This window comes from Komagataeibacter kakiaceti JCM 25156, from assembly GCF_000613305.1.
The window spans coordinates 1-12,281 of the sequence record NZ_BAIO01000009.1 but is presented as its reverse complement, the minus strand read 5'-3'; the positions used below and the strand labels follow the sequence as shown (position 1 = coordinate 12,281).

The window sequence follows — 12,281 nt, the reverse complement described above, 5'->3', positions numbered from 1 at the left end:
CTGAAGATATGCGGGCTTGACATCTTTTTCCAGAGGGTATTTAAAGATGTGCGAAACTTACATCTTAGGAGTGAAACATGGCTGCTCCCCTGGACGACGCAACCCGTTCCATCATCAAGGCCTGCGTGCCCGTGCTGGAAGCACACGGCGTTGCGATTACGACGGAAATGTACCGCCGCCTGCTGGCGAACCCGGATATCCGTGACCTGTTCAATATGTCCCACCAGAAGGATGGCGAGCAGCCGCGCGCCCTGGCGCTGGCGGTGCTGGCCTATGCCCGGAATATTGATAACCTGGGCGCGCTGGGCGGAATGGTGGAGCGCATTGCCGAAAAGCATGCGGGCCTGAATATCCTGCCCGAACACTATCCCTTTGTGGCGGAGGCGCTGCTGGGGGCAATCGCCCATGTGCTTGGGGATGCCGCGACACCGGAAATTCTGGACGCGTGGGGAAAAGCCTACTGGTTCCTGGCCGATATCCTGATCGGTCGTGAAAAGGAAATCTATCAGGCCCATGAAGCCGCGCCGGGTGGGTGGGTCGGCTGGCGGCCGTTCCGCGTCCAGCGCCGCGTAAAGGAGAGTGAAACGGTCACGTCCTTTGAACTGGTGCCGGTTGACGGGCGTCCTGTCATGCGGCATGTGCCGGGGCAGTATCTCAGCTTCCGGCTGGATGTGCCGGTGCATGGATCGCAACGCCGCAACTACAGCATTTCCTCCGCCCCGGATGACAGCGCCTACCGTATCAGCGTGCGGCGGATCCCCGGTGGCGTCGTGTCCGAATGGCTGCATGACACGGTGGGGGAAGGGGCCGAGCTACAGGTTTCCGCGCCCGCTGGTGATTTCGTGCTGGACAGGGCGGCGACACCCGCGATCATGCTGCTGAGCGCCGGCGTGGGCCTGACGCCGCTCATGTCCATGCTGGATACGCTTATGGAGCGTGAAGACGCCCCGGCCATCCATTACGTGCATGCGACACGCACCCCCCAGACCGAAGCGTTCGGCAGGCACATCCGCAAGCTGGCGGCAAGCGGGCGGGTTCGGCATGATGTGTTCTACAGCCGTGAAACCGCGCCCGATACGGCGGCGCAGACCGGCACGACACAGCATGCGGGCCGTCTCTCCCCCGAATGGCTGAAGGCGCAGGCACGGCCGGACAGTGTCTATTACATCTGCGGGCCGGACGCGTTCATGCGTGAAATGGTGGCGGTGCTCAGGGCCGCTGGTGTGCCGGATGAGGCGGTTCGCTTCGAGTTCTTCGGTTCGGCGGCGGATGCCGAACTGGCGGCCTGAGACGCGCAATATGAGGGGCGGCGGTTCCCGGCGGATTCATGGATCCGCCGCCGGGAACCGTCAGCCAGCCCGTACTGCATGGGGAAGGGGCCACCGCGGCCCGATCCGTGCGGCACGGGCATGATGATCCGGGGCGTTACCAGCGGCGTCCCGGTCCATCCCGATATGGTCCCGGCCCGCCATGGGGGCGGCCATATCCACCATGCCAGCCATGGTGGTGGTAGCGCGGCCCGTAGCAGCCCGAAACGGAGAGCAGCAGCGCGCAGACGACAAGCCTTGTGAAGGTCTGGTTCATGACGGCCTCCTTCCTGTGCGGGTGGCAACGCCACAGGCAGGAAAAGGTTTGGGGCGCAGGGATATGTGCCGACATGGTTTGACATTGCGAACCAATCGCATTATTGGGTGAATATTACCCAATGGATGAACCATGCGCATTTCATTTCCCAAAATCATTCTTGCATCGGCGCTGGTGGCTGTGTCCACGACCGCGCATGCCCTGGAGCCGGTCCACCTGGAAGTGAAGGACCATCATTTCACGCCCGATCATTTCACGGTGCCCGCCGGGCAGCGATTTATCATCGAACTGGTCAATCATGACGATACGGTTGATGAATTCGAAAGCTATGACCTGAAATTTGAAAAAATCGTTGTTCAGGGCGGGACGATTTCGGTCCATGCCGGGCCGCTGCATCCCGGCACCTACAAATTCTTTGATGACTATCACCGATAGTGCCACCGGCACCGTCACCGTAACGGAAGCACCCTGACATGCTGGGCAGTCTGCTGATCGTTTTCCGTGAAGTCATGGAAGCCGGGCTGATCGTGGGGATTGTGCTGGCGGCGACGCAGGGCATTCCCTTTCGCGGGCGCTGGATCGCGGGGGGTATCGGGGCGGGCGTTCTGGGGGCCGGGGTTCTCGCGCTGTTTGCCGGGGCGCTGTCACAGGCGCTGTCCGGTAACGGGCAGGATGTGTTCTCGGCGGTGATCCTGTGCCTCGCGGTGGTGATGCTGAGCTGGCATATTATCTGGATGGCCCGGCATGGCCGCGAAATGGCGCGGGACATGAAGGCGGTCGGGGCCGCCGTCGCCAGTGGCAGCCGTTCGCTGCTCGCCATGGCTGTCGTCGTCGCCGTCGCCGTCCTGCGGGAGGGGATGGAGGTGGTGCTGTTCCTCTACGGCATCGCCATCTCCAGCGGGACCGGGCCGGTGCCAATGCTGGTTGGCGGTGTCCTGGGGGTTCTGGCCGGGGCGGGGCTGTCCTGGGCGCTGTACCGGGGGCTGGTTGTCATTCCGCTGAACCGCCTGTTTGCCGTGACCGGCCTGCTGGTCACGTTCCTTGCGGCGGGCATGGCCAGTCAGGCCGCCGCCCTGCTGGCCAGTGACGACCTGCTGCCCGCGCTGGGCTACGACATATGGGATTCCTCGTGGCTGCTGTCGGATGGCAGCATGGTCGGCCGGGCGGCAAAGGCGCTGTTCGGTTATTCGGACCGGCCCACGGGCATCCAGCTACTTGCATGGGTGTGTACCTGTATCGTGCTAACCGCCATGGGGCATATGGTGCGCCATCGCCCCCCCGCCAAAGTGGTGCATCCTTCCTGATGCGCGCTTTCGTCCGGGCGCTGCGCCCGGCATGCCGGAAGCCGGATTTTTCCCGGCTTTCCGCGCGACGGACTTCGTAACAAAACCATCAGCAGGTATTGATTTTACCACGTATCAAGCAGTGCATCCGTCCCCGCGCGGGACGGGAGCATAATTCTGGATATGTTTTTGTGCCGCCCGGTCATTTTATCCCCGCGCAGGGGGACTTATCTGTAGCGGGTAAGAGGGTGGTGCAAGGAAGCCAGCATGCTGTCGTTTCTGAACAGGGGCGCAAATTTCTCCTTTGGGGAGATCGCCTATCCACGCGGGGGGGCGTTCCGGGTTGCCGGCCAGCCTTACGCGTGGATCCTGCTGCTGGAGACCGGATCCATGCACACGCTCATCGACGGGCGCGAGCATGGGCTTGAGGCCGGGGAATGCGGCCTGTTCGTGAACTGGGAGGGACGGGCCTCGTTCTACGCACCGGGCAGCCATGTGCGCTGGTGCGAAACGCCGCTTCTGGCCGGTCCCCCCCCAAGCGGTGGCATGATCGCGGAATGCATGCCCGCGTCATCACGCATGCGGACCCTGTTCCGTGAGGGGCTGGGATGTGGCCTTGTCCGCTCGCCCGAGGCCGATCTCCTGCGCAACGCGCTGGGGGAGGCGCTGTTCGCCGCCTGGCGGTTTGAAACCGGGCGGGAAGACAATCCCCTCGTGCCCGAAGGGCTGGGGAAAGTGCGCGCCTATGTCGAGGCGCATTATTTCGAACCACTGGACCTGCCGCGCCTGGCGGCGGTCTGGGGGGTGACGCCGCCCCATCTGGTGGCGTCCTTCCGCCGGTATTTTGGCACGACCCCCATGCGCCATGTGTGGGATGTGCGCACGCAGGCGGCCATCCGCATGATCCTGCGCACGGATATGCCACTGGCGACCATTGCCGAACTGTGTGGTTACAGCTCGCCTTTCCATCTTTCTCGCCTGGTGCGGCGCATGACCGGACTGTGCCCGCGCGACCTGCGGCAACGCGGCACGCATCAGCCGGGATCCGTGGAAACGGGGAAGGGAATCCGCACACTGAACGAAACATCTTCCGCCAACAGCAGGGATCAGTCCTATGTCTCATGACATTCCGGTTATTGACATTACGCGCCTGAGGGAAGGAAACCACGCGGACCATAAGGAAATCGCGGCCGCCCTTGGCCGCGCCTGCCGCGAGACCGGGTTTTTCTACATTACCGGCCATGGGGTCGACCCCTCGCTGCTGCGTAACGTGTTCGATGCCTCGCGCGCGCTGTTCGCCCTGCCGGATGCGGAAAAGGAACGTATCGCGCGCAGCAGGGTGGGGAACAATCGCGGCTATGTCGGCCTGGGCGTGGAGCGGCTGGACACCGCCGCACTCCCCGACCGCAAGGAAGCCTTCAACATAGGCCGGGAAGCGGCTGGCGAGCCCGCCAATGCGTGGCCCGACATACCGGGGTGGCGGGATCTCATGCTGGGTTACTTCGCCGCCTGCCAGACGGTCGGGGCCGCGCTGCACCGTGCCTTCGCGCTTGATCTGGGCGTGGCGGAGGATTTCTTCGCCGATAAATTCCGCCATCCCATGGCGACCCTGCGGCTGCTGCGTTACGGCGCGGCGGAACCCCATGCCCATGATGACGCGCCGGGTGCCGGGGCGCATACGGATTATGGCAATGTGACCATTCTGGCGGTGGATGGCGTTGCCGGGCTTCAGGTGCGCCCGCGCGGGGGCGACTGGATTGACGCCCCGATGATACCGGGCGCGTTTGTGTGCAATATCGGGGACTGCCTGATGCGGTGGAGCAATGACGTCTATGTCTCGACCCCGCACCGGGTGCTGCAACCCGCCAGCGAACGCTATTCCGTCGCCTTCTTCCTGGATCCGGACGCCGATGCGATTGTCGCGCCGATCACCACGAATCCTGGCGACACACCGCATTACCCGCCCATTACCGGGGCCGATTACCTGCGCGAACGGCTGGCGGCGACATACGGCCACGCGGCCTGAAGGATGACGGTGGCGGGGCGGTGATGGCATGGGATTTGCTTGAATGCCGTAAATGACGCCACCGCATGTTCATGGACCGGCTCCATTCTGGAGCTTCTGGAGGGGGAGGACGCAAGGCCGCTCCGGGCGGCCTTTCAGATGGTGGCGTTCGACCGGGGGCAACTCCTGACCAACCCTGACGATACGGACTACATCTTCATTGTCAGGACAGGACGCCTGCGTGCCTTCCTGCTGGCCTTCGATCGGGAACTGAGCCTTGCCTACCTCCGGCGGGGCGACATGTTCAGCACCCATACCCGCCTGCAGATGGAGGCGAGCGAGTTCACGCAGCTATTCATGGCCCGCCGCACCGCCATCGAGCGGATATCGGCGCACCACCCGGCGCTCCAGCACGCACTGATCCATGGTCTCGCGCGGGTTCTGGGCCAGACCCTCACCTTGCTGGAGGATCTGGCCTTCCATCATGCCAGGGGGCGGATTGCCCGTTATGTGCTGCGCTGCGCGGCGCAGGCCGGTGTCGGGCCGCAGCGGGGAGCGGTCGTGCCGCTGACACTTGGCATGGAGGAAATGGCCATGCTTCTGGGCACGACGCGGCAGACGGTCTCGACCGAATTCAACGCCATGATACGCGAGGGCGCGTTTTCACGCGCGGGCCGGGGTTATCTTCGCCTGGGAGACGTCGCGCTGCTGAAGAGCTGGACCAGTGGAGACGCGACGGCGTTGAACTGACCCGCCATTATGTCGGGCATCTGACAGACAGCATGCGCGTGGCGTTTCACATTCCTGACCCGGCTCAGGAAAACCAGGGTGAGTGGAGATGTCCGAACAGATTGATCGATATGTCAGTTTCAGGAATGTTGAATGGGAACGCAGGACTGCCGAAGTCTTCGGGCTGCTGCAACCGCATTTCGATACGAAGACCAGCCCGTTCTGGGAATACTTCCTGAAACAGCGCGTCATCGCCCATTATCAGGGGTTGGATGACCTGCGGGTCCTGCACAATTTCCTGCCGACGCTGAAGGATATTCTCGAAGATCTGGATGATGACGCGACGCTGGCCAAACTGGAGGAGCTTGAGGTCCTGTGTATGTAAGAAACTGCTGAGAAATAAAAGTTTTCGGGGGCTGCCTTTTTTCAGAAACGTCCTTGATTTACAGGAGATTCCTTGGGTGGGCGTAAAGCTGCCCATGGCTCCTGAATGTTTTATAAAATCCGTACACGCACCATTGGCCGGAACTGGCTATTTCACCACCGGCAATCAATATTGACACGGGTGACATGGCGGTCCTGTTCAGGCCCTTGAAAAACCATGTCATCCGTTCAGGCGCTATATTACTTTTTCCGCCATTCCAGGTCTTCAACAGGCGGTTCGAACTTGTTCATGATGTAATCTTTTTCATCGATTTCATCTTCCCTTTCCCCGTTGAGCACGACAATACGGTTATCCTTGCCATCGTGGCCACGTACGCGCCACAGACCTGTCCATTTAGACATGGCTTACCTCATTACGTTTATGAAAATACAAGATAATACATGAAATACAAGTACTAACTCGTGATGAATAGTGTCCTTATACTGGTTTGTGTCAACGTCGGGCGTTACATGACTGCCGTGTGCGCACGGCATTTATAATGGAACGATTTATGCAGGGGCCGCCGGGCCTGTCATGCCATCATCAGCCAGCGTTGTGCCGGGGAAGGGGGAATATCCGCCATAAAGACCGGATTGCAGGCTTTATCCCGGCCAGAATTCCATGCGCTCCATGGCGGAAAATGTCGTGAATGGGCCGAAGCAGGCGCGGGATTGTCGCACATTACGTCCGTAAACGAACAAACGGGCAGGGGAGCGGCCATCCGGTTTCGCCCATTATTTTTTTCGAAGCCGGAGAGCGCTCACCCACGCTGCGGGAAATTCAAGGTTTCCAAATTTGGCGTATCCACTTTCCGTTCAGCACTTATGGTCATGGGGATCGGGGTATTTTACAAAACCGTTCACACCCCGGAAAGATCATGACAATGGCAAAAGTTCTTGTTCTTTACTATTCCTCCTACGGTCATGTGGAAACGATGGCCTACGCCGTGGCGGACGGCGTGCGCGCGGCGGGGCTGGAAGCCGATGTGAAACGGGTGCCCGAACTGGTGCCCGAGGAGGTCGCGACCGCGCATCACTTCAAGACCGCGCAGGCCGCCCCCATCGCCACGACCCGTGAACTGCCGGAATATGATGCGATCATCGTCGGTGCGCCCACCCGGTTTGGACGTCTGCCCGCGCAGATGGCGAATTTCTGGGACCAGACGGGCGGCATGTGGCTGAAGGGCGCGCTTGTGGGCAAGGTCGGGGCGGTGTTCACCTCCACCGGATCCCAGCATGGCGGGCAGGAGACGACGCTGTACTCCCTCATGTCGAACCTGCTGCATCATGGCATGGTTATCAGCGGCCTGCCCTATAGCTTTCAGGGGCAGCTTAGGGTGGACGAGGTCACGGGCGGTTCACCCTATGGCGCAACCACCATCGCCGGTGGGGATGGTTCCCGCCAGCCCAGCGAGACCGAGCTTGCGGGCGCGAAATTCCTGGGCCAGCATGTGGCGGACCTGACCCGGAAACTGGCCTGACCCACACGCCCCCGGATACTGTTGCGGGGGCGTATCCATGGTCCGCAGACATAAGGAAGTTTCTTGGTGAAGCTTTTTTCCCGAAAGCTGCAGGAAACGCCGCCTTTTTGTGAAAGAAGGCGGCCCCAGAAACTTTTGTTATGTTTTATCAACCAGACAGATCCCGGGCAGGCTGTCAGTTCTCCCGGCCTGTCCATGGGGGATGCTCGAACGCCCCGACCAGATAATCCAGAAACGCGCTGACCCGCATCGGGCGCAACGGACTTCCCGCCGTAACCAGATAGAGCGCCACGGCGGGCGCTTCCCATTCCGGCAACAGGCGTTCGAACAGCCCTGACCGCAGGCCGTCTCCCACCATGAACTCGGGGAACAGCCCGAAGCCCAGCCCGGCCTGAAGGGCTGGCAGGAAAGCCTGCGCATTGTCGGCCCGGAAACGCGATGTCTGGGACAGGACGAATTCCTTGCCGGTTTTTTCCTGCCGCAGCCGGATCATGCCGGGCGCTGATGTGTTGGTATAGACAAAGCTCTTTTTGCCCTCCAGATCCCGGGGGTGGGCCGGTCGTCCAATCCGTTCGCAATAATGCGGGCTGGCCACCAGCACGAGACGGACGGGGCACAGGCGGCGCGCGCGCAGTGCTGAATCCGCCAGTGCCGCAATGCGCAGCGCCACGTCATAGCCCTGCGCCACCAGATCGACCACGGCGTCGCTAAAATCAATGTCAATGTCGATTTCGGGGTAACGGACCAGAAATTCAGGCAGTAGCGGGGCCAGATGCCGCATGCCGAATGTCATGGGCGCCGTAACCCGGATCAATCCTGATGGGCGCTGCGTCTCGCCCCGGGCCTGTGTCTCGGCGGTTTCGGCTTCTGTCAGGATCCTGTTGGCATGGCCCAGCAGGAGCCGCCCTGTCTCGGTCAGTGACATATGGCGGGAATTGCGATTGAAAAGGGAAACCCCCAGCGCCTGTTCCAGGCGGCTGACCGCCTTTGAAACCGTGGGTTTGGAAAGCTGGATATCCTCCGCCGCGCGGGCGAAGGAGCCTAGCTCCGCAACCTTGGCGAAAATTGCCCATGCCTCGAAATCCGGCAGTCTCATGAATGTTATCCCGAGAAATGATTCAACCCGATAATTTCCATAGCTTATCCACCCATTTCCTGTCGTCCCCATGAGACGGGATGAAAGGTATTAAAAACGGAAACCATGGCTTTCCATGATTTCCATATACGGCACATTGGGCTCGGCGGTAATCTGGCGACCAGAAACAGGATTACGGAACAGGAGCAGGTATCATGATTGAAATCCGTCCTTTTGATCGTCTGGGCCATGCGGATCACGGCTGGCTTGATGCGCGCCATCATTTCTCATTCGCGGACTATCACGACCCCGCACGCATGAACTGGGGCGCGCTGCGTGTATGGAATGATGATATGATCGCGCCGGGCACCGGCTTTGGCGCCCATCCGCACCGGAACATGGAAATCATCACCTATATCCGCGAAGGCGCGATCACGCATCAGGACAGTCTCGGGAACACGGGCCGGACCGAAGCGGGGGATGTTCAGGTCATGTCGGCCGGGACCGGCATCCGCCATAGCGAATACAACCGCGAGAACGTGGCCACGCGGCTGTTCCAGATCTGGATCCTGCCCGACCGCGCGGGGCATGCCCCGTCATGGGGCACGCGCGCCTTTCCCAAGGCGGAGCGGGCCGGGCAGTTCGTGGTTCTGGCCTCGGGGCGGCCGGATGATGGTGACGCCCTTCCGATCCATGCCGACGCCCGTGTTCTGGGGGCGACGATCGGGAAGGGGGAGACCGCCACGTATCACCTTGGCATGGAAAGGCTGGGTTATCTGGTCGTGGCGAAAGGGGCCGTGGAGATTGAAGGCCAGACCGTCAGGGAACGGGATGGCGCGGCCATTTCCGCCACCGGGGAACTTTCGGTGCGCGCGCTTGCGGATGCGGAAGTGGTTCTGGTTGATACGGTAGCCTGAAGCCACAACGAAGGGGAACATCGCGATCACACGTCGATGTTCCCCTTATTTCATGTTCTGCTTCCGGTAGGCGCGGGGGGACTGGCCGCTCCATTTGCGAAAGGCGCGGCTGAACGCGCTTGTTTCCGTATAGGCCAGCGCCATGGCGATCTCGCTTATGTCATGGCTGGTGCTGCTCAGGTAGCGCAGGGCCTCGGCATGGCGTGTTTCCTCCAGTATGGCGGAATAGGTCAGGTTTTCCTGCGCCAGCCGGCGCTGGAGCGTCCATGGCGGCAGGCCCATACGGCGGGCAATATCCACGAATTCGATGTGACCGACCGCCAGCGCGCCGCGGATGTGCCCCGCCAGTTCCCCGCGTAACGGGCTGCTGGCGGGCGTGTCCTGTTCCGCCCCCGCCAGCGAAATGAGCGAGGACCGCACGACCTTCAGCAGCGACGGGTCTGCATTCGGCATGGGAATGTCCGTGCCTTCCTCCCGGAATACGAGCGCGTTGGTCGTCTGCTCAAAGCGCACGGGGGCCTGGAACGCATCGGCATGTTCATGGGCCTGTTCGGGGCGGGCATGGGCGAAATGGATTTCCTCCGGCGCCCAGTCCGGCCCCATGGCGTGACGCAGGACGTTGCAGAACATGCCCATGGTCAGTTCCGCATCATGCCGCCGCTGGGTGATCCGGGGATCCTCGATGGCGTATTCAAGATGCAGCAGCCCGTTCTGGCGCACCAGCCGGGTGCGGGTATGGGCCTGATGATACCCGAAATGCGAAGCCAGATTCGCCACGGCATCCCCCAGCGTGGGGGAAAGAAGCGCCACGTACCCGATCAGCCAAGCATGTCGGGGCGGAACTGCTGGCCAAAGCGCAGGCCGATATTGCCATCATGTGTGTCGATCGCCGCTTCGCTGAACAGGCGGCAATAGGCGCTGAGATCCAGCTTTTCGGTGGGCAGGGCGAACTGCCGCGTTGAAAGCCCGGCCCGCCCGGCAATGCGGTCGATATCGCCCCCGCTGCGGGTAATGAACTGTTCAACGCCATGGGCGGCGGCGGCCAGCACCATGGCGGCGCCACCCGGTCTTGATGCATGAACCATGAATGCTCCGCTTGGCAGTCTGTCCCTGCCTATATCCGATAAGACGGATTGTGCGAAATTGTTAAAACTTTGTCCCGCCCGGTCAAGTCACCATCACTTCGCTATGGTTATTATTACGATAACGAATGATTTCCCGGCCCCCGTCATGCCCGGGTCATGACAGGGCCGACCCATTATCCGGATACCGTTCCATGGGATTTCACGCCACGTTCTGCGGGGAAACATACAGCTTCCCTGATCTTGCGACCCTGCTGGCCGTCGCCTCTCCACCGCGTTCGGGTGATGTGCTGGCGGGGCTGGGGGCCACGTCGGATGTGCAGCGTATCGCCGCGCGGCATGCGCTGGCGGATGTGCCGCTTGAAACCTTCCTCCACACGGCGCTCGTGCCGTATGAGGAGGACGAGGTCACGCGCCTGATCATTGACAGCATGACAGGGCGGCCTTTGCCCGATTTCGCACATGACCGTGGGCGATTTCCGTGACTGGCTGCTCTCGCACGCGGCGGACGGGCCGACACTGGCGGCGGTGGCGCCGGGAATTACGCCGGAAATGGCGGCGGCGGTCAGCAAGATCATGCGCAATCAGGATCTGATGTCGGTTTCCGCCCGAATTCGCGTCATTACCCGTTTCCGCAATACGATCGGCCTTGCCGGGTGCCTGGCCTCGCGGTTGCAGCCCAATCACCCGACCGATGACCTCAGGGGCATCGCCGCCTCCACCCTTGATGGCCTGCTGTACGGGATGGGGGATGCCGTCATCGGCATCAATCCGGCTACGGACAATGTGGCCACCGGCATGGCGTTGCTCGACATGCTCGATCACGCCCGCCGCCGCTATGAAATTCCCACCCAGACCTGCGTGCTGACCCACGTGACCAACACGATCGAGATGATGAACAGGGGCGCGGCGGTGGATCTGGTGTTCCAGTCTATAGCCGGAACGCAGAAGGCGAATGAGGCTTTGGCATCAGCCTCGCCATCCTGAAGGAAGCGCATGAGGCCGCCCGGGGCCTGCATCGCGGCACCATCGGCAATAACGTGATGTATTTTGAAACCGGGCAGGGGGCGGCCCTGTCCGCTGGCGCGCATCATGGACTGGACCAGCAGACGGTTGAAACCCGCGCCTACGCCGTGGCGCGTGCGTTCGAGCCGCTGCTGGTCAATACCGTGGTCGGCTTTATCGGGCCGGAATACCTGTATGACGGCAAGCAGATCACCCGCGCCGCGCTGGAGGACCATTTCTGCGCCAAGCTGCTTGGTGTGCCCATGGGGTGTGACGCCTGTTACACCAATCATGCCGAAGCCGATCAGGATGACATGGACAACCTCATGGTGCTGCTGGGTGTCGCCGGGATTTCGTTCCTGATCGGGGTGCCGGGCGCGGATGACATCATGCTCAATTACCAGAGCCTGTCGTTTCATGACATCATGACGCTGCGCCGCATGCTCCGGCTTGACCCCGCGCCCGAATTCGCCGCGTGGCTGGAACGGATGGGGCTGTATGACGCGAAGTCCGGCAGATGCGCGAACTCGCACCGGGGCAGACCCGCCTTGGCCAGTTGATCGCCTGACATGGATACGAAAAAACCCACCCCCAGCCCCGTCCCGCCGGATGACGCCTGGAGCGAACTGCGCCACCTCACGCGCGCGCGCATCGGCATCGGGCGTAGCGGCACCGCGCAGCGCACGCGCGACGTGCT

At 61.8% G+C, this 12,281-nt stretch carries 11 protein-coding genes and 3 pseudogenes; 10 read left to right on the top strand and 4 right to left on the bottom strand.

The window, feature by feature from the left end; translation table 11 throughout:
- Positions 1-77 precede the first annotated feature (77 nt).
- Positions 78-1,289: an NO-inducible flavohemoprotein gene (hmpA, locus tag JCM25156_RS01975; protein WP_025811884.1), complete on the top strand. Its 1,212-nt coding sequence runs from the start codon at positions 78-80 to the stop codon at positions 1,287-1,289.
- Between the two features lie 136 nt (positions 1,290-1,425).
- Here hmpA and JCM25156_RS29730 read toward each other — a convergent pair whose 3' ends face one another.
- Positions 1,426-1,584: a hypothetical protein gene (locus JCM25156_RS29730; protein WP_183480520.1), complete on the bottom strand. Its 159-nt coding sequence runs from the start codon at positions 1,582-1,584 to the stop codon at positions 1,426-1,428.
- Between the two features lie 132 nt (positions 1,585-1,716).
- Here JCM25156_RS29730 and JCM25156_RS20705 point away from each other — a divergent pair.
- The 6 genes and pseudogenes from JCM25156_RS20705 to cowN all read left to right on the top strand — a co-directional run bounded on the left by JCM25156_RS20705 (position 1,717) and on the right by cowN (position 5,986).
- Positions 1,717-2,056: pseudogene (locus JCM25156_RS20705) on the top strand (cupredoxin domain-containing protein).
- A 1-nt stretch (position 2,057) separates the two neighbouring features.
- Positions 2,058-2,888 carry an FTR1 family iron permease gene (locus JCM25156_RS01960; protein WP_025811882.1) on the top strand — a complete coding sequence of 277 codons (831 nt, stop codon included), beginning with the start codon at positions 2,058-2,060 and terminating at the stop codon, positions 2,886-2,888.
- 246 nt (positions 2,889-3,134) lie between these two features.
- The gene (locus JCM25156_RS26945) at positions 3,135-3,992 is read left to right on the top strand and encodes an AraC family transcriptional regulator (protein WP_025811880.1); all 858 of its coding nucleotides are present in this window, start codon (positions 3,135-3,137) and stop codon (positions 3,990-3,992) included.
- A complete protein-coding gene (locus tag JCM25156_RS01950) occupies positions 3,982-4,893 on the top strand; it encodes an isopenicillin N synthase family dioxygenase (RefSeq protein WP_025811879.1) in 912 nt (303 codons plus the stop codon). Before JCM25156_RS26945 ends, JCM25156_RS01950 begins: the two co-directional genes overlap by 11 nt.
- A gap of 39 nt (positions 4,894-4,932) precedes the next feature.
- Positions 4,933-5,622 carry a Crp/Fnr family transcriptional regulator gene (locus tag JCM25156_RS01945; RefSeq protein ID WP_025811877.1) on the top strand — a complete coding sequence of 230 codons (690 nt, stop codon included), beginning with the start codon at positions 4,933-4,935 and terminating at the stop codon, positions 5,620-5,622.
- An 88-nt stretch (positions 5,623-5,710) separates the two neighbouring features.
- A complete protein-coding gene (gene cowN, locus JCM25156_RS01940) occupies positions 5,711-5,986 on the top strand; it encodes a N(2)-fixation sustaining protein CowN (protein WP_025811875.1) in 276 nt (91 codons plus the stop codon).
- A gap of 239 nt (positions 5,987-6,225) precedes the next feature.
- Here the strand turns inward: cowN and JCM25156_RS29280 are convergent, their stop codons facing one another.
- Entirely contained in the window at positions 6,226-6,387 is a 162-nt protein-coding gene (locus JCM25156_RS29280; RefSeq protein ID WP_159104949.1) for a hypothetical protein, read from the bottom strand.
- Positions 6,388-6,908: 521 nt separating this feature from the next.
- On the opposite strand from JCM25156_RS29280, the gene wrbA reads away from it, so the two are divergent.
- Positions 6,909-7,505 carry an NAD(P)H:quinone oxidoreductase gene (wrbA, locus tag JCM25156_RS01930; protein WP_025811873.1) on the top strand — a complete coding sequence of 199 codons (597 nt, stop codon included), beginning with the start codon at positions 6,909-6,911 and terminating at the stop codon, positions 7,503-7,505.
- A 175-nt stretch (positions 7,506-7,680) separates the two neighbouring features.
- On the opposite strand, the gene JCM25156_RS01925 is transcribed toward wrbA, so the two are convergent.
- Positions 7,681-8,601, bottom strand: a complete 921-nt coding sequence (locus JCM25156_RS01925) for a LysR family transcriptional regulator (RefSeq protein WP_025811871.1) — start codon at positions 8,599-8,601, stop codon at positions 7,681-7,683.
- Between the two features lie 194 nt (positions 8,602-8,795).
- Here JCM25156_RS01925 and JCM25156_RS01920 point away from each other — a divergent pair, with 194 nt between their 5' ends.
- Positions 8,796-9,497, top strand: a complete 702-nt coding sequence (locus tag JCM25156_RS01920; RefSeq protein WP_025811869.1) for a pirin family protein — start codon at positions 8,796-8,798, stop codon at positions 9,495-9,497.
- Between the two features lie 45 nt (positions 9,498-9,542).
- Here JCM25156_RS01920 and qhpR read toward each other — a convergent pair.
- Positions 9,543-10,549 (bottom strand): annotated as a pseudogene (gene qhpR, locus JCM25156_RS32785) (AraC-like transcriptional regulator QhpR).
- Between the two features lie 224 nt (positions 10,550-10,773).
- On the opposite strand from qhpR, the pseudogene JCM25156_RS20690 reads away from it, so the two are divergent.
- A pseudogene (locus tag JCM25156_RS20690) lies at positions 10,774-12,152 on the top strand (ethanolamine ammonia-lyase subunit EutB).
- Positions 12,153-12,281: the final 129 nt, after the last annotated feature.